This window comes from Neotamlana sargassicola, from assembly GCF_020523965.1.
Taxonomy (GTDB): Bacteria; Bacteroidota; Bacteroidia; order Flavobacteriales; family Flavobacteriaceae; genus Neotamlana; species Neotamlana sargassicola.
Genome location: NZ_JAJAPX010000005.1, coordinates 1 through 17,049, shown reverse-complemented (window position 1 = coordinate 17,049; position 17,049 = coordinate 1). Strand labels below are relative to the sequence as shown.

Sequence of the window (17,049 nt, the reverse complement as noted above, 5' to 3'; positions counted from 1 at the left end):
AGCATAATTTAAAACAGAACTCAGAAAAACCTTTAACACATTAAATTTAAATTGATTATTGATAAAACTTAGACACAAAAACTTACAAATTGTCACTCTTAGCACTAAATTGTAACACCTTAATATTTGTAAAAAAAATAAGTTTATCGTAACATTACATTTGTAAACACTACCAAATGCAAGAAAACGACAACATTTCAGAGCTTAAAACCGACAAACAAACTATTATAGAAAACTCCGAATTAAACATTTGGGAGGCGTTAATACCCGTAATTATATTAATGGGATTATTAGCTTATAATATCTTTTTTGCCGATGGTGAAATGTTAGGCGGTTACTCAAATCAATTAATATTAGTAATTGCTGCATTGGTAGCTGTGGGTGTTGGTTTATTCAATAAAGTAAGTTTAATGCTAATGCTAAAAGAAGTCTGGGAAAACCTAAAAAGTGTTTTCATCCCAATTCTGCTTTTATTATTAGTTGGGGCTTTGGCAGGCACATGGTTAATAAGCGGCGTTATTCCCGCAATGGTTTATTATGGTCTAGATTTTTTAAGTCCATCTATATTTCTACCCGCTTGTGTAATAATATGTGCCTTAATTTCTATTTCAACAGGAAGCTCATGGACCACCTCCGCCACTGTTGGTATTGCACTAGTTGGCATTGGTAATGCCTTAGGAATTCATTCCGGAATGATTGCTGGAGCCGTAATTTCTGGTGCTTATTTTGGAGATAAAATGTCTCCATTAAGCGACACCACAAATCTTGCCCCAGCCGTGGCAGGAACCGATTTGTTTACGCACATTCGATACATGACTTTTACCACTGTACCTACCATTATTGTAACTTTAATTGTTTTTGCAATTTTAAGTGCAACAGCCGATGTTTCTGGAGATGCCGACGTGAGCAACCTATTAAACACAATAGACAGTACCTTTAACATTACACCATGGTTATTTTTAGTCCCTGTAATCGTTATTGCACTTATTTTACTCAAAATTAAACCGTTAATAGCGTTAACCTCTGGAGTTATTATTGCTGCCATTTTTGCTTTCATATTTCAACCAGATATCCTATCAAACTTAAATGACACAAAATTAAATGCGGTAGTTAAATCTATTTTAACCAACACGCAAATTGCAACCGATAATGAAAAACTAAGCGAACTCTTTTCAGCTGGCGGAATGAATGGTATGCTCTGGACCATCTATTTAATTATAAGTGCCATGATTTTTGGAGGTGTAATGGATGGCATTGGTGCTTTAGCTAGAATTACTAAAGTTTTACTATCTATAGCCTCTTCTATTTTCGGAATTTTTGCAAGTACCGTATTTAGCTGTTTAGGTTTAAACACGATAGCTTCCGATCAATATTTAGCCATTGTAATTCCGGGCAAAATGTTTAAAAAAGCATTTGAAGATAAAGGCTTAGCACCCGAAAATTTAAGTAGAACTCTCGAAGATTCTGGAACCGTAACCTCTGTACTAATTCCATGGAACACCTGTGGTGCTTACCAAAGTGGCGTTTTAGGCGTTGGTGTTGGCGAATATTTTGCTTATGCTATATTTAATTGGTTAAGTCCGTTTACAACCTTATTATTTGCTGCACTAAAAATTAAAATTAGAGAAATAAACAATTCAAATAAATAACCATTTAACACTAATATTGCTAAATTTATAATTTTATAAGTCAAAAATTTAATACTTAATAAATTAAGACTCCTGTTTTTAATAGCATTTTTAAAACCTATTGCAACATAAAATTTTATAATTATAATTTATTTTTAATAGACACTTCTTCGCCTAGATTTGCAGCAAGAAATTAATTAAAAATACAATATATTATGTCTTTAGTAGGAAAAAAATTCCCAGATTTAAATGTAGACGCCATGAACGAAATGGGCGACACTTTTAAACTAAATGTTTTAGAAGAAGCTGTAAACAACAAGAAAAAAGTAGTATTATTTTGGTACCCAAAAGACTTCACTTTTGTTTGTCCAACAGAATTACACGCATTTCAAGCGGCTTTACCAGAATTTGAAAAACGTAACACAATTGTTATTGGTGCTTCTTGCGATACTCCAGAAGTACATTTTGCTTGGTTAAACACAGCGAAAGATAACGGTGGTATTGAAGGTGTAACTTACCCAATTTTAGCAGATAGCAACAGAAACTTATCTAGCATTTTAGGTATTTTAGATATTACAAACGAGACTTTTGATGAAGCAACTAACACAGTGCAAGTTGAAGGCGACAATGTAACCTACAGAGCTACTTATATTATTGACGAAGATGGTTTAGTACAACACGAAAGTATAAACAACATGCCTTTAGGTAGAAATGTTGGTGAATACTTAAGATTAGTTGATGCCTTAACTCACGTACAAGAAAAAGGTGAAGTTTGTCCTGCTAACTGGGAAGAAGGTAAAGAAGCTATGAATGCTAACCGTAATGGTGTTGCTGAATACCTTGCTGCTAACTAAAAAAAACAATAATCATGATTAAAGAATTAGATCAAGATAATTTACCAGACTTAGTTTCAGGAAACGATACAGTAATCGTGCAGTATTCTGCCACTTGGTGTGGAAACTGTAGAATTATGAAACCAAAGTTTAAAAAACTTGCTACAGAAAACGAAAATGTAACTTTCGTTATTGCTGATGCTGAAAAATTTCCAGAATCTAGAAAACTTGCTACCGTTGATAATTTACCAACTTTTGCAACGTTTAAAGGAGGTTCTTTTGTAAACCAAGTGCAGACCAATAAGTTTGACGTTCTAAAAGATTTAGTTAATGAAGTTACCAGTAATTAAGCAATTAACGCAGTTTATTGAAGAGAACGACGAAGATTACGTATTAGAAACCATTGATACGCTAGAAAATTTAACCGAAGTTTCCTCACTAAAAGATGAAGAATTAGACGTTATAGGCGAACTAATATCTAATATGTACGGCGCCATTGAAGTTAACAAAATGATTAAAGATGGTACGCCAAAAAAAGAAGCGCTGAACACGTTTATGTCTCGTGTTCTAGGTTCAATTGATAAATAAAAACAGTACTTTAAATTGTTAAAGCCACTTAAATTTAAAATTTAAGTGGCTTTTTTTATATGCTTAATTAAAGCTAATAAAAGGTTATGTTTTATTTTAATCAAGTAACATAGTTGTATTTTAATAAGGAATAAAAAAGGAATGCATCACTAAAACCAATGAAATAAAACTCATAGAATAATATTGTATTCATTTTTAAACGCTCAATTTACAAACAAAAAAAAGTCGCTTAATAATTTTTTAAGCGACCTTTATTAATAACAAACACAATAGTATTTTAAAACATATCATTAACAACAAAACTATTCATCGGACAGAAGATCTATAATTGGTGTAAATTTCTTTTCTTGGGCATACTGCAACGCTGTTTTTCCTTCGTTATCAACAATGGTTTTATCTGCATTATTTTTAAGTAAAATTTTCACCACATCGTATTGATTATACATGGCAGCGAAAATTAAGGCCGTTGCTCCATTAGAGTTTTTAGCATTTATATTAGCACCTTGCTCCAATAAATAATTCACCAAATTTACACTACCTTTAAAAGATACGCCAATTAAGGCAGTATTTCCAGAAGCATCGGTATCGTTTAAATTTGCATTTTTTTCAACTAAAACTTTTACAATGTCTTCTTTATCGAAATATGATGCTAAAATTAAAGGTGTAAATTCTCGAGCATCTTTTGCGTTTACCAATTCAGGATTTCGTTGTATTAGTTGATAAATAGCAGGAATATTTCCACTTTGTATAGCTCCAAAAAAACTATTTTTATCATCCATATCATTCCAAATTTATAAAATTAGGCTGTTTAAAAAATTACATTTTCGCCAATCTGAACTCAACACAGAATGACAGCTTTTGCACTTTTTAAACAGCCTAACTACATTTTTAATAAAAATTTATATATCAAATCTATTGGCATTCATAACTTTGGTCCATGCCGCAACAAAATCGTTAACAAATTTTTCTTTATTATCGTCCTGCGCATATACCTCGGCATAAGCACGAAGGATAGCATTAGAACCAAATACTAAATCTACACGTGTAGCCGTATACTTTTGCTCACCAGTTTTACGATTTACAATATTATAAGTACCATCTCCATTTGATTTCCAATCGTAAATCATATCTGTTAAATTGATAAAAAAGTCGGGGGTTAAAGCACCTACGTTTTCTGTGAATACACCATGATTTGAACCACCGTAATTAGTACCCATAGCACGCATACCACCTATTAAAACAGTCATTTCTGGAGCTGTTAAGCCCATTAATTGAGCTCTATCGAGCATCATTTCTTCAGGACTTACTACGTAGTCGGCTTTTTGCCAGTTTCTAAATGCATCAGCAAAAGGCTCTAAAGATTCAAAAGATTCTACATCGGTCATTTCTTGAGAGGCATCACCTCTACCTGGCGCAAACGGAACACTAATATCCATTCCAGCATTTTTAATAGCTTTTTCTACACCAACGTTTCCTGCTAATACTATTGTATCTGCAACACTAATATTAAATTCTTTAGCAATTGGCTCTAAAACAGAAAGTACTTTTTGTAATTTTTCTGGCTCGTTCCCAACCCAACTTTTTTGAGGCTCTAAACGAATACGCGCGCCGTTTGTTCCTCCCCTAAAATCGGACCCTCTAAAAGTTCTAGCACTATCCCAAGCTGTAGTCACTAACTCAGACACACTTAAATCTGTGGCCTCAATTTTAGCCTTTACCGCATCAACATCATAATCATAATTTCCTTTTGGCACCGGATCCTGCCATATTAAATCTTCTTGTGGTATATCTGGACCAAACCAACGGTCTTTTGGCCCCATGTCACGATGGGTTAATTTAAACCAAGCACGAGCAAAAGCATCAGAAAAGGCATCAAAATCGTTCATGAATTTCAATGAAATTTCTCTGTAAATAGGATCCATTTTCATGGCCATATCTGCATCTGTCATCATTGGGTTATGTCTCGTAGTTAAATCTTCTACATCAACTGGCTTATCTTCTTCTTTAATATTTACAGGTTCCCATTGATCGGCCCCAGCAGGACTTTTTCTCGATTCCCATTCGTGATTAAATAACATCTCGAAAAATCCATTGTCCCATTTTGTTGGGTTTGTTGTCCACGCACCTTCCAATCCACTGGTTACCGTATATCTTCCTTTCCCCGATTTTGTTGGATTTGCCCATCCTAAACCTTGAGCTTCTACATCTGCAGCTTCAGGTTCTGGACCTAATAAACTAGCATCGCCATTACCATGCGTTTTACCAACGGTATGCCCACCTGCAGTTAATGCCACAGTTTCTTCATCGTTCATAGCCATACGCTTAAAAGTTTCGCGCACCTGTTCTGCAGTTTTCAAAGGGTCTTGTTTACCGTTAACCCCTTCTGGATTTACATAAATTAACCCCATTTGTACAGCTGCCAATGGATTTTCCATTGTTTCTGGAGCATCAACATTTTCGTAGCGCTCGTCACTTGGTGCTAACCATTCCTTTTCTGCTCCCCAATACACATCTTTTTCTGGGTGCCAAATATCTTCACGTCCAAAGGCAAAACCGTAAATTTTTAAGCCCATACTTTCGTAAGCCATGGTTCCAGCCAAAATAATAAGGTCTGCCCAACTTACTTTATTACCATATTTTTTCTTGATTGGCCAAAGTAATCGTTTAGCTTTATCTAAACTCACGTTATCTGGCCACGAATTTAAAGGTGCAAAACGAATATTTCCAGCACCTCCTCCGCCTCTACCATCGGCTAAACGGTAAGATCCTGCACTGTGCCACGCCATTCTAATCATTAATCCACCATAGTGACCCCAATCTGCAGGCCACCAATCTTGGCTATCTGTCATAAAATCATGAAGGTCTTTTTTTAAAGCATCTACATCAAGTTTTTTAAGTTCTTCTTGATAGTTAAAATCTTTTCCTAACGGATTCGTTTTGGCATCATGCTGATGCAAAATATCTAAATTTAAACTATTTGGCCACCATTCGGTCACCGTTTTTTCAACAGCTGTATTCGAGCCATGCATAAAAGGGCATTTTCCTGAACCATTGCTTAAGTCTTTCATTGTATTTATTATTAATTAGGTTATTAATCAATTTTTAATTTAGTCAAATGTATCGTTTAATAATGTTTTTAAATATTATAATCAATTTCTATAAATTATATTTATATCAATAAAATTTATGATTAAATATCAAACCATAATTATTTCTTATAAAAATAAGAAAAATTAAACCTTTAAACAAAATGAAAGTGTTACATTAATGCTAAAATTTTAGCAACATTTTACGAGTTTAACGTTATAAATATGCTTACTTTTATAAAAAATTAAATAAAAACTATGGCAACAGTAACCTTAAAAGGAAACGCATTAAACACTATTGGAGAACTTCCAAAAACTGGAGATAAAGCACCAGACTTTTTGTTAACGGCAACAGATTTATCTACTAAATCTTTAACTGACTTTAGTGGAAGCAGAGTTGTTTTAAACATTTTCCCAAGTGTAGATACCGGAACATGTGCACAATCTGTTAGACAATTTAACACCGAAGCAAGCGAATTAGAAAACACAAAAGTACTTTGTATTTCTAAAGATTTACCTTTTGCACAAGATCGCTTTTGTGGTGCCGAAGGTTTAGACAATGTTATTAATTTATCTGACTTTAAAACTGGAAGTTTTGGTAAAGATTACGGCGTTACATTTGTTGATGGGCCTTTAGAAGGGCTTTTATCTAGAAGTGTGGTTGTACTTAACGAAGCTGGCGAGGTAATTTATACCGAGCAAGTAAGTGAAACCGTTGATGAACCTAACTATAAAGCTGCACTAGAAGTACTTTACTAAAACACTTAATGCAAAAAAAAGAGCCTTTTATAATAAATCGCTTAAAAAGTGTAGGTTATGCATTTAAAGGCATGATGCTACTACTAAAAACCGAAGCTAGTATAAAAATTCAATTTGCAATTGGTATACTAGTTACGGTTTTTGGTTTTTACCTAAACATTTCTGCGTACGAATGGATTGTGCAAACTTTAGCCATTGCTCTTGTTATGAGTGCCGAAGGCATGAATACTGCCATTGAAGAAATTGCTAATTTTATACATCCAGAACACCATACTAAAATAGGCTTAATTAAAGATATAGCTGCCGGAGCTGTTTTTATAGCATCGGTTTTTGCTGTAATTATTGGGCTAATTATTTACATCCCAAAACTTCTTTAAAAACAACAATTATACTGCAAAAGGCCACTAAACATGCTTTACAAAGTGCTTTCGCAATTTTGGAATGCAATTTTTCAAAATAAAGTTTCGTTAACGTTAGTAATTTGTATTTTTGCTCAAACAAAAACCATTAATGGCTAAGCGTAAACCCAAAACTAAAAAAGCACCTAGTAAAAAAATAAAACTACCTAGTTTTAAACTATCAAACCAACAAAAACTGGTATTAGGTAGCTTTTTGGTTATTTTTGGTATTATACTCTGCATCGCCTTTATCTCATTTTTCTTTACAGGAGAGGCCGACCAAAGTCATCTTTCAAATTTTACAGATAGAAATACAGAAACCAAAAACTGGTTGAGCAAAACCGGAGCTTGGTTAAGCGATTTTTTTATTCAGCGTGGATTTGGCGTTGCATCATTTATATTTTCTGGATTAATTTTCTTGTCTGGAATTTATGTTTTAATGAATTTAAATACAGCCAAATTACGTAAACATTGGTTTTGGGGAACTTTAATTGTTATTTGGCTATCAATTTTATTCGGCTTTTTTAAAACCCAAACCGATATTCTTGGAGGTACAGTTGGTTTTGAACTTAACTCATTTTTACAAGATTATATTGGAAAAATAGGAACGTCACTCCTCCTCTTATTTGGACTAATAACCTATTTAGCTATACGTTTTAAAGTCACTTTCGAGAGCATTTCAAATTTGTTTAAATCGGCTAAAAAAGATTTAAAAGATGAATTTGCCGATGCTAACAAAGACACCATAATTCCGGTTGATAATAATTTGTCTGATGAAGCTGAAGCTTTTAAAGAAGCTTTCGAAGTTAATTTGGGCAATAAACCAGAGCCTAAACCTGAGCCAACTCCAGAACCTATTAAAGTTGTAAAAACCGAGCCTGTTTCGGCACCTTTAGAAGTGAATGTTGCAGAAGCTGAAGATGAGGAAGACATTGAACTGGAAATGGAAGTTAAAACAGTTGTTGATGAAGATGCCGAAAGAAACAATTTAGCTAACAAATTAGTTGAAGATTTTGGCGAATTCGACCCTACTTTAGAGCTATCGAAATACCAATTTCCACCACTCGATTTATTAAAAAAATACGACACCGAAGGCATTACCATAAATCAAGAAGAACTTGAAGCCAATAAAAACCGTATTGTAGAAACACTTAGCAACTACAAAATAGGTATTGCTAGTATAAAAGCCACTATAGGCCCAACAGTTACACTTTACGAAATTGTTCCTGAAGCTGGTATTAGAATTTCAAAAATTAAAAACTTAGAAGACGACATTGCGCTTTCGCTTTCTGCTCTTGGTATTCGTATAATTGCCCCAATTCCAGGAAAAGGAACTATTGGTATTGAGGTGCCAAACACAAATGCTACCATAGTTTCTATGCGCTCGGTTATTGCGGCTAAAAAGTTTCAAGGTTCCGACATGCATTTACCCATTGCTCTTGGTAAAACCATTAGTAACGAAACTTTTGTAGTCGATCTAGCTAAAATGCCTCACTTGCTTATGGCGGGTGCTACAGGACAAGGTAAATCTGTTGGACTTAATGCTATTTTAACCTCGTTACTTTACAAAAAACATCCTGCCGAAGTTAAATTTATTCTAGTCGATCCTAAAAAAGTAGAATTAACGCTTTTTAATAAAATTGAACGTCATTACTTAGCGAAACTACCCGATAGCGAAGAAGCCATTATTACCGATAACACCAAGGTTATAAACACCTTAAATTCGCTTTGTATTGAAATGGACAATCGTTACGAATTGCTAAAAAATGCGATGTGCCGTAACATTGTTGAGTATAATAAAAAGTTTAAAGACAGAAAATTAAACCCTAACGATGGGCATCAATTTTTACCCTACATTGTTTTAGTGGTCGATGAGTTTGCCGATTTAATAATGACTGCGGGTAAAGAAGTTGAAACACCAATCGCTCGTTTAGCTCAGTTAGCACGTGCCATTGGAATTCACTTAATTATTGCAACGCAACGTCCTTCGGTTAACGTTATTACCGGTATTATTAAGGCAAATTTCCCTGCTCGAATTGCATTTAGGGTAACCTCAAAAATAGATTCACGTACCATTTTAGATGGCTCTGGAGCCGACCAACTTATTGGTCGCGGAGATATGCTTTACACGCAAGGTAACGATTTAATTCGTGTACAATGTGCTTTTGTTGACACTCCTGAAGTTGAAAAAATAACCGACTATATTGGAGCTCAAAAAGCCTATCCTGATGCTTATTTACTTCCAGAATATGTAGGAGAAGAAAGTGGCACAAGTCTTGATATAGACATTGCAGATCGCGATAAATTGTTTAAAGACGCGGCCATTGTAATTGTTACAGCACAACAAGGTTCTGCCTCGTTATTACAACGAAAATTAAAATTGGGATACAACAGAGCTGGCCGAATCATTGATCAACTGGAAGCGGCGGGCATTGTAGGTCCGTTTGAAGGCAGTAAAGCACGCCAGGTATTAATACCCGATTTAATTGCATTAGATCAACACTTAGAAAACGAAATTTAATTAATAAACAACAATGAAAAAATTTATAACATTAGCCTTACTTACACTTTCAATTTCGGTATTTGCCCAAAATAAAGGCAAAGCACTATTAAACGAAGTTTCAGAAAAAGTAAAAAGTTATAATAACATAGCCATAGACTTTAAATATACTCTTGAAAACACCTCCGAAAACGTAAAACAAGAAACCAAAGGAGATGTTATTATGCAAGGTGAAAAATACCGTTTAAACATATTAGGTGTAACCAGACTATTTGATGGAAACAAACTATACAGCATAAGTCCTGAGGATGAAGAAGTAACCATTTCTGCAGAAACTGACGATGATGGTAGCGCCATTACACCAAGTAAAATGCTATCTTTTTACGAAGAAGGCTATACTTATAAGCTCGATATTGAACAAAATATTAATGGCCGCAAAATTCAATATGTAAAATTAACCCCTATTGATTCGAATTCTGAAATTAAAACAATTCATTTAGGTATAGATGCGAAAACTAAAAATATTTATAATTTAATTCAAGTTGGAAAAAACGGCACAAAAACAACACTTACGGTAAATTCCTTTAAAACAAACACACCATTATCAAAAACCTTATTTACCTTTGATGCTAGCAAATACAGTGATTATTATATCAATAATTTAGACTAGGTTTTTAGTGAAAATTTTAGACCGTTACATACTAACCACGTACCTCCGTACATTTTTCAGCGTGTTTACTATACTCATGCTGATTTTTATATTACAAACTGTTTGGCTTTATATTAGAGAGTTAGCTGGTAAAGACATGGACATTGTTATAATTGGCAAATTTCTGCTTTATGCACTTCCAAAATTAATTCCATTAGTTGTTCCACTTACCATTTTGTTAGCTTCAATTATGGTTTTTGGTAGTTTTGCCGAAAATTATGAGTTTGCTGCCATGAAATCTACAGGTATTTCGTTACAACGTGCAATGTCTGGCCTAAGCGTATTTATTGTAATACTTGGCATTACAACATTTTTATTTGCAAATAACGCCATACCTTGGGCAGAATTAAACTTTTACAATTTACGCCGAAACATTGCTAAATTAAAGCCTTCTATGGCTATTGCCGAAGGACAATTCAATCCTATTGAGTCAACACCATACAATATAAAAGTTAAATCGAAATATGGTGATCGCGATCAATTTTTAAACGATGTTGTTATTCATGTAAAAGGCTCTAAAAATGAAAATTCCACAACCATAATTTCGAAGGAAGGTGAACTAGCAAGCGAAAAAGATTCTAATGTTTTAAAATTAATACTAACAGACGGTTATTATTACAGCGATATTTCTCCAGAAAAAAGAAAAGACCGCGAAAAAAAACCATTTGCAAAAACCAAGTTCGAAACTAAAATTATAAACATAGACTTATCAGAATTAAACAATGTAGATATTGACGAAAAATCGCAAACCGATAAATACAGTATGCTTAATGTTTCTGGTTTATATCAATCTATAGATTCACTTGGAGAGAAAGCAAAACGCGACTACGAAATATTCGCAAAAAATTTACACCAGAGGTCCAGCTTATTATTGCCTAAAAATATAGCAGCTCCTAATAGTAAAACAAAAGCTCCAGATTCAACCTATTTAGGAAACCTGTTAGATATTTATAACACGAAGAAAAAACTTCAACTCATTGAAAACACAATGCGTACCCTATCAAGTCCGCAACAAATAATTAAATCTAAAGAAACGAACCTAAAAGTTCAAAACGAAATTTACAATCGTCACATTATTTCGTTGCACGAAAAGTATGCCTTAGGTTTTGCCTGTATTATTCTGTTTTTTGTTGGTGCACCTTTAGGCGCCCTTATTCGTAAAGGGGGAATAGGATTACCAATGGTAATAGCCATTTTGCTATTTTTAACCTATCACTTTATTGGTATTTTTGCCACAAACAGTGCAAAAAAAGGTGGTTTTAACCCTGTTTTAGCTCCTTGGTTTTCAACCTTAATAATGCTTCCTTTAGGCATTTTTCTAACCAAACGAGCCACAGCCGATAAAGGTTTATTTGATTTTGATAGTATTTTAGACCCGCTGAAAAAAATCTTCAGAATAAAACAGAAAAACACACATGATTATAAGTTTTTAAATTCTAAAAAAAATCATGAGCTTATAGACATCATTAACAATTATGAAGATTTAGGTCACGACGAAACGTGCCGACATGAAGCCTATAAAGTGTTAACTTCAAGGGGCAACGATTTAAATGATTTAACCGAAAATGGCTTAATAATTAATAATAGCTACAAAGCTTCAGAAGACCTAATAAACAAATCGTACATGCCACATGCTAAATTTGCAATCAGTCTGTTTATAGTTGGTGTGGTACTTTTAGTGCTTCATTTTGTATTTAAAAATAATAAGTTACCGTCGGTAGCAATGGCTTCCATTCAGTTAAGTATTATGTCTCTTATCCTATTTGTAGTTTATTATTTAAAATCCTTAAAAGATTTATTTTCGTTTTACAGCTTCATTAATAAACCACGTAAAAAACCGGCACTTATTTTAGTAATATTAGGCTTTCCGTTATACTTTATTTCTCACCTATTGTTTAAAGAAAAAGTAAAAGAAGACTTAAAGTTAAATTATTTAAAATCTTTAAAATAAGTAATATCTTTGCAACATGTTAGCAGAAACTATGACACAAAAAAAAGCTTCAAAATTTAAGTTACATTCTATTCAAGAAGCTATTGATGACATTAAAAATGGCAAAGTAATTATAGTTGTGGATGATGAAAATCGTGAAAACGAAGGCGATTTTGTAGCGGCAGCCGAAACCGTTACACCGCAAATAATAAACTTTATGGCCACCCATGGTCGTGGTTTAATTTGTGCTCCTTTAACCGAAACGCGTTGTAAAGAGTTAGAACTTAACATGATGGTTAACAATAACACCGACCCAATGGAAACGGCTTTTACCGTTTCTGTAGATTTGAGAGGTGGTGGCGTAACTACAGGAATTTCTGCAAGTGATAGAGCAAAAACCATAGAAGCTTTAATTAATAAAAACACCAAACCTTTTGAATTAGCACGTCCAGGACACATCTTTCCTTTGGTAGCAAAAGAAGGTGGCGTACTAAGAAGAACAGGCCATACCGAGGCGGCTATCGATTTTGCTAGATTAGCAGGATTACAACCCGCTGGTGTTATTGTTGAAATTATGAATGAAGATGGTAGTATGGCACGACTACCTGAACTTATGGATGTGGCTAAAAAACTAGATTTAAAAATAGTTTCTATTGAAGATTTAGTGGCTTACAGAATGCAACACGACTCCCTAATTGAAAAAAAGGAAGATTTCCAGATTGAAACGCGTTTTGGTAGTTTTAGGCTTCGTGCTTACCAACAAACTACAAACAACCAAGTTCATATTGCATTAACAAAAGGAACTTGGAATGAAAATGAAGAAGTACTTACCCGAATAAACTCTAACCCAACAAATAACGATGTTTTAGGAGCCATTACGAGTAACGTTGACGCACAATTAAACAATATGTTCGAGGTTATAAACAACGAAGGCAAAGGGGCCATACTGTTTATAAACCAAGAATCGCAGTCGATGAATATTTTAAAGCGCTTGCAAACTTTAAAAGCCCAACAAACACCTAACCAAATTACTAATGCTCCAAAAATTAGTATGGACGCTAGAGATTTTGGTATTGGTGCACAAATACTTCACGATTTAAATATTCACAAGCTAAAACTATTATCAAATAGCCAACAAACCAAACGTGTTGGTTTAATTGGCTATGGTTTAGAGATTGTTGAGTATGTAAATTACTAGTTTTTATACAAGCTATTATAAAACGGAATCAATAATTTGAGCCATTTTTTGAGCTCTAGCGTTAACCTCGTCTTCGGTCCAAGATAATTTAATTAGACAAGAAATATTTCGCCCTATAAAATGATCTGACTTTTGGAACGTAGCAGTTTCTAGGTACTGTAATCCTGTTTTTACTTCTTGGGTAATTGGGAAAAGGGATTTTAAATTTTTTAAATGATCCCATTTACGAATGTAATGCCAGTTGTTATCGTAATAATTCCAACAGGCATCGATACCACCGTTTTTAAAACCATGAATTACTTTTCTAGACGCTTCTAAATCGGGTAAAAAGAAGTTGAAAAAAGCACCACTTTCTTCGCCACCAGATGGAACGGTTCGTAAAGTAACTTGTGGCAAAGCGCCAACAACGTCTTGAAATATTTTAAGATATTTACGCTGAATTTCTAAAAACTCTGGTAAACGCTTTACTTGTGCTAAACCAACTGCAGCATGAAGTTCTGAAATTCGAAAATTATAACCTAAAAACGGATGCGTTTCTGCTCCGCGATCGTTTCCAACATGATCGTGACCATGATCGCTATAATGATCGGCGTTGGTATAAAAGGTTTCATTATTTGTAATTACTGCCCCACCTTCGCCGCAGGTTATGGTTTTTACAAAATCGAACGAGAAACAACCTAAATCTCCAATACTTCCGAGTGGTTTATTATTGTAAGTTCCACCAATTGCTTGACAAGCATCTTCGACTAACAATAAATTATTTTTTTGAGCGATATTTTGTAACGCTTCCATATTGCCCATACTACCACACATTTGCACCACCATAATGGCTTTTGTTTTTGGTGTAATGGCTTCCTGTACTGCTTCTGGATTTAAACATAGTGTATCGTCGATATCAACTAATACTGGAATGGCACCAAGCAACATGATAGCTTCGAAACTGGCTACAAAGGTAAATGTTGGCATAATTACTTCATCGCCCGCTCCCACGCCCGCGCTTGCCAGTGCAACGCTTACTGCTGCGGTTCCGCTAGAGACTAGTTGCACATGTTTGGATTGAAATGCTTTTGATAATTCGGTTTCTAGTTCTTTGGCTTTCCAGTGGCCTTTTCGCATGCCATCGAAACCGTAGCGCATAAGTACGCCATTATCTAGTACGTCGTTTACTTGTTGTTTTTCTAATTCTCCAAATAGTTCAAATCCTGGCATAATATTTTTATTTTGTTGATAGCTGCGTTAGGGATTGAGGCTTTGTTGGAGCTACTCGCAGAGAGCGACTGCCGAAAGCCCGACCCCGAAGTTTCGGGGTAACGCCCAAATATTTTAAATTTCTATTACTGTTTCGTTTATTGGTTTGCGTACTTTTTTAAGGCTTGCAAATAAATCGTCTTGATCGCGTATGCCTACGGGAAGTAGTAAAACCGATTTTAAGCCTCTTTGCGATAGGCCTAAAACACTATCGTATACTTCTGGCAGGAAGCCTTCCATTGGGCAAGCATCGACCTGAATACTGGCACAAACGGTCATTAAATTACCGAGTGCTATATAGGCTTGATTTTTGGACCATTGCTGGCGCTCTGCTTCCGTCATTTTCTCGATGGTTGCAACAAGTCCGTCTTGATATGGCTTTAATATGTGGTCTGGTGTATTACGGACTTGTTTTATATTTTCGTAATAATTTATAACGTCTTGTGCCGTTATTTTTTCTTGTATGCAAATTACTAAAAGGTGTGACGCCTCGACCACTTGTTTTTGATTGAAAGCACTTTTAACTAGTTGTTCTCGCAATTTTTTATTTTCTACAACAACCATTGATATAGTTTGTAAACCATAGGAGGTTGCCGTTAAATTGAAGGCTTGTTTTAAAATATCAAGCTGTTCTGGCGATATTGTTTTTGTGGTATCGAATTTTTTTGTGGCATAACGCCAGTTTAATTGCTTAAGAATATCCATACATTATTTTATAGCTTAGCAAAAATAACATTTGATTAATTCATTTTACTAAAAATGCGATAAAATTGCCGACATATCGCGAAAAAAATATTTTTAAAAAAAAGTGCTATTTTATTTGAAAGAGTTAAAAAAGGACTTTATATTTGCACCCGCATTAAGGAAATACCTTATGAGGCACTCAAGGAGAAATGGCAGAGTGGTCGAATGCGGCAGTCTTGAAAACTGTTGAGGGTCACACCTCCGGGGGTTCGAATCCCTCTTTCTCCGCAAAAACCTTTACATTACTGTAAAGGTTTTTTTTATTTTAAAGATGTTTTAAACTTATTTTGAATAGATAGACTCAAATAAAACTTTTAAAATTACTTATGTTGTTTATGGTTTTATTGATAAAGATGATATTATTTGCCTATCTTTTCTGTAAATAAAAAGAGCTACAATTTAAATTGTAGCTCTTTTTATTTTAAAGGTTATTTTAAACCTCTTTATTACTTTTTATCGGTACTTGACGGTTTATGCGTTTTTAGCCATTCCTGTCCTTCTTTAGTTAAGAAAAAATCCATCCACATATAATTCATTCTTTTGTTTTCTTCTACTTTTACCCAATGGCTCGAACCTATTGGAATATGTAATAACGCAAATTCTTTTAATTGAACCGAGGCATCGTCTGCAAACACAGTAATATCGTTATCGGTTAAACCTAAAAATAACTGATCTAACATAGGATGCTTATGCGCTCCTACTTCATCTGGTCCCATAGCTTCAACAGTACCCAAAGATACTCTTGGAACAATATCGGCAGGTAAAACCGTTCGACTAGTTGTATTAGGACTTTTTATTTTTTCGGTATAAGGTTCGCAATCAATAAAACGTGTATAAAATAATTTGTATTTGTTTTCGGCAGGAAAACTAGCTAAGTCTAATTTGTCTTGACTTGATAATGTTTTAGTAAACTTTACAAAATGTAAAGTTTCGCCGTTAGGCACGTTAATTTCAACTTTGCTAAGATTGTCCATTGGAATTGCAATGGACTCTGGATTTACAGTCTTTACAATAGTATCAGCTTTTATAACAGCATTACCTTTTAAAAATAAGAACATCGTAACATTTTCTTGCGTAAAGTTTACTGTTTGATTGGTAGGTCCAACAAATGCAAAATGTTCAATTTTGGTTTCTGCAATTTCATTAATTAACAAATCTTCGGAAAATACTTGTTCTCCTTCAGGAATGTTCATATTAAGATTTTGAACTACAATATCTGGTGATGAATTGCAACACAAAACTACAACTGCACAAATAGCAACTAATAGTTTAGAAATGATAGACGACGTTTTCATAATTAATTATTTTCTTAAGTCTTTAATAATGCTTAATGCACTAGCCACTTTTTTAGTTAGTGTATCGAAATCTTGGTTAGCTACAATTTCTTTTGAAATTAATTGCGACCCCATACCTACACATGTTACTCCT

15 protein-coding genes, 1 tRNA gene and 1 pseudogene are annotated in these 17,049 nt (G+C 34.2%); 11 read left to right on the top strand and 6 right to left on the bottom strand.

What is annotated here, in order from left to right; genetic code table 11:
* Positions 1 to 176: 176 nt before the first annotated feature.
* The 4 genes from nhaC to LG651_RS12015 all read left to right on the top strand — a co-directional run bounded on the left by nhaC (position 177) and on the right by LG651_RS12015 (position 3,049).
* Positions 177 to 1,649, top strand: coding sequence for a Na+/H+ antiporter NhaC (gene nhaC / locus LG651_RS12030; protein ID WP_226696374.1), 1,473 nt, complete (start codon positions 177 to 179; stop codon positions 1,647 to 1,649).
* Positions 1,650 to 1,843: 194 nt separating this feature from the next.
* The gene (locus LG651_RS12025; RefSeq protein WP_226696373.1) at positions 1,844 to 2,482 is read left to right on the top strand and encodes a peroxiredoxin; all 639 of its coding nucleotides are present in this window, start codon (positions 1,844 to 1,846) and stop codon (positions 2,480 to 2,482) included.
* A gap of 14 nt (positions 2,483 to 2,496) precedes the next feature.
* Positions 2,497 to 2,811 (top strand): thioredoxin family protein, encoded by a 315-nt coding sequence (locus tag LG651_RS12020; RefSeq protein ID WP_044633523.1) that lies wholly within the window; start codon positions 2,497 to 2,499, stop codon positions 2,809 to 2,811.
* Positions 2,792 to 3,049, top strand: coding sequence for a DUF6952 family protein (locus LG651_RS12015; RefSeq protein WP_226696372.1), 258 nt, complete (start codon positions 2,792 to 2,794; stop codon positions 3,047 to 3,049). Before LG651_RS12020 ends, LG651_RS12015 begins: the two co-directional genes overlap by 20 nt.
* A 302-nt stretch (positions 3,050 to 3,351) precedes the next feature.
* Here the strand turns inward: LG651_RS12015 and LG651_RS12010 are convergent, their stop codons facing one another.
* Entirely contained in the window at positions 3,352 to 3,828 is a 477-nt protein-coding gene (locus LG651_RS12010; protein WP_226696371.1) for an ankyrin repeat domain-containing protein, read from the bottom strand.
* A 120-nt stretch (positions 3,829 to 3,948) separates the two neighbouring features.
* Complete coding sequence (katG, locus tag LG651_RS12005; RefSeq protein ID WP_226696370.1) at positions 3,949 to 6,117, bottom strand: catalase/peroxidase HPI; 2,169 nt, start codon at positions 6,115 to 6,117, stop codon at positions 3,949 to 3,951.
* 276 nt (positions 6,118 to 6,393) lie between these two features.
* Here katG and tpx point away from each other — a divergent pair, with 276 nt between their 5' ends.
* From tpx to ribB, 6 genes are all read left to right on the top strand, one after another.
* On the top strand, positions 6,394 to 6,894 hold the full coding sequence (gene tpx, locus LG651_RS12000; protein WP_226696369.1) for a thiol peroxidase: 501 nt from the start codon (positions 6,394 to 6,396) through the stop codon (positions 6,892 to 6,894).
* 8 nt (positions 6,895 to 6,902) lie between these two features.
* Positions 6,903 to 7,271, top strand: coding sequence for a diacylglycerol kinase family protein (locus LG651_RS11995; RefSeq protein WP_226696368.1), 369 nt, complete (start codon positions 6,903 to 6,905; stop codon positions 7,269 to 7,271).
* A gap of 133 nt (positions 7,272 to 7,404) precedes the next feature.
* Positions 7,405 to 9,813, top strand: a complete 2,409-nt coding sequence (locus LG651_RS11990) for a DNA translocase FtsK (RefSeq protein WP_226696367.1) — start codon at positions 7,405 to 7,407, stop codon at positions 9,811 to 9,813.
* A gap of 13 nt (positions 9,814 to 9,826) precedes the next feature.
* Positions 9,827 to 10,462: a LolA family protein gene (locus LG651_RS11985; protein WP_226696366.1), complete on the top strand. Its 636-nt coding sequence runs from the start codon at positions 9,827 to 9,829 to the stop codon at positions 10,460 to 10,462.
* Positions 10,463 to 10,469: 7 nt separating this feature from the next.
* A complete protein-coding gene (locus LG651_RS11980) occupies positions 10,470 to 12,452 on the top strand; it encodes an LptF/LptG family permease (RefSeq protein ID WP_317197718.1) in 1,983 nt (660 codons plus the stop codon).
* Positions 12,453 to 12,483: 31 nt separating this feature from the next.
* Positions 12,484 to 13,629, top strand: coding sequence for a 3,4-dihydroxy-2-butanone-4-phosphate synthase (gene ribB / locus LG651_RS11975; protein WP_226696365.1), 1,146 nt, complete (start codon positions 12,484 to 12,486; stop codon positions 13,627 to 13,629).
* A 15-nt stretch (positions 13,630 to 13,644) separates the two neighbouring features.
* Here ribB and LG651_RS11970 read toward each other — a convergent pair whose 3' ends face one another.
* Together LG651_RS11970 and LG651_RS11965 are read right to left on the bottom strand one after the other, a co-directional pair.
* A complete protein-coding gene (locus tag LG651_RS11970) occupies positions 13,645 to 14,838 on the bottom strand; it encodes a DegT/DnrJ/EryC1/StrS family aminotransferase (protein WP_226696364.1) in 1,194 nt (397 codons plus the stop codon).
* Between the two features lie 114 nt (positions 14,839 to 14,952).
* Positions 14,953 to 15,582, bottom strand: a complete 630-nt coding sequence (locus tag LG651_RS11965; RefSeq protein WP_226696363.1) for an NAD(P)H-dependent oxidoreductase — start codon at positions 15,580 to 15,582, stop codon at positions 14,953 to 14,955.
* A gap of 182 nt (positions 15,583 to 15,764) precedes the next feature.
* Between LG651_RS11965 and LG651_RS11960 the strand changes: the two genes are divergently transcribed.
* Positions 15,765 to 15,849, top strand: a tRNA-Ser gene (locus tag LG651_RS11960).
* Positions 15,850 to 16,067: 218 nt separating this feature from the next.
* On the opposite strand, the gene LG651_RS11955 is transcribed toward LG651_RS11960, so the two are convergent.
* Complete coding sequence (locus LG651_RS11955; RefSeq protein ID WP_226696362.1) at positions 16,068 to 16,916, bottom strand: hypothetical protein; 849 nt, start codon at positions 16,914 to 16,916, stop codon at positions 16,068 to 16,070.
* A 6-nt stretch (positions 16,917 to 16,922) separates the two neighbouring features.
* A pseudogene (locus tag LG651_RS11950) lies at positions 16,923 to 17,049 on the bottom strand (bifunctional 4-hydroxy-2-oxoglutarate aldolase/2-dehydro-3-deoxy-phosphogluconate aldolase); the annotation flags it as partial.